Origin of the sequence: Bacillus sp. MUM 116 (genome assembly GCF_001866655.1) — a bacterium.
Classification (GTDB): Bacteria; Bacillota; Bacilli; order Bacillales; family Cytobacillaceae; genus Neobacillus.
The window spans coordinates 1-581 of the sequence record NZ_MLYR01000142.1 but is presented as its reverse complement, the minus strand read 5'-3'; the positions used below and the strand labels follow the sequence as shown (position 1 = coordinate 581).

2 tRNA genes and 1 rRNA gene are annotated in these 581 nt (G+C 45.4%); all 3 read left to right on the top strand.

Features of this window, described 5'->3' with window-relative positions:
* Window positions 1–144 precede the first annotated feature (144 nt).
* A tRNA-Ile gene (locus BIV60_RS25885) sits at window positions 145–221 on the top strand.
* 10 nt (window positions 222–231) lie between these two features.
* A tRNA-Ala gene (locus tag BIV60_RS25880) sits at window positions 232–307 on the top strand.
* Between the two features lie 130 nt (window positions 308–437).
* Window positions 438–581, top strand: a 23S ribosomal RNA gene (locus tag BIV60_RS25875); the annotation flags it as partial.

Sequence of the window (581 nt, the reverse complement as noted above, 5' to 3'; positions counted from 1 at the left end):
GTATCGGAAGGTGCGGCTGGATCACCTCCTTTCTAAGGATATAAGCTGGACATATGAGCCAGACAAAGCAGGTTTGTTGGTACACGTTTCTTGTTTGTTTAGTTTTGAGAGAGCAATCTTTCTTTTAATAAATTATTTTGGTAGGGGCCTATAGCTCAGCTGGTTAGAGCGCACGCCTGATAAGCGTGAGGTCGATGGTTCGAGTCCATTTAGGCCCACCATTCCCTATATGGGGTCTTAGCTCAGCTGGGAGAGCGCCTGCTTTGCACGCAGGAGGTCAGGGGTTCGATCCCCCTAGACTCCACCAACGACGTTTTTTAAACGTCTAAAATCGTTCTTTGAAAACTAGATAATCGTATAGAAGAAGTAACCAAGTAAAAACCGAGTAAAATCGCCATTTTAGTTTTCTCTCTTATTTTAAGAGTAAAAACCTTTTAGGTTAAGTTAGAAAGGGCGCACGGTGAATGCCTTGGCACTAGGAGCCGATGAAGGACGGGACTAACACCGATATGCTTCGGGGAGCTGTAAGTAAGCTTTGATCCGGAGATTTCCGAATGGGGGAACCCACTGCTCGTAATGGA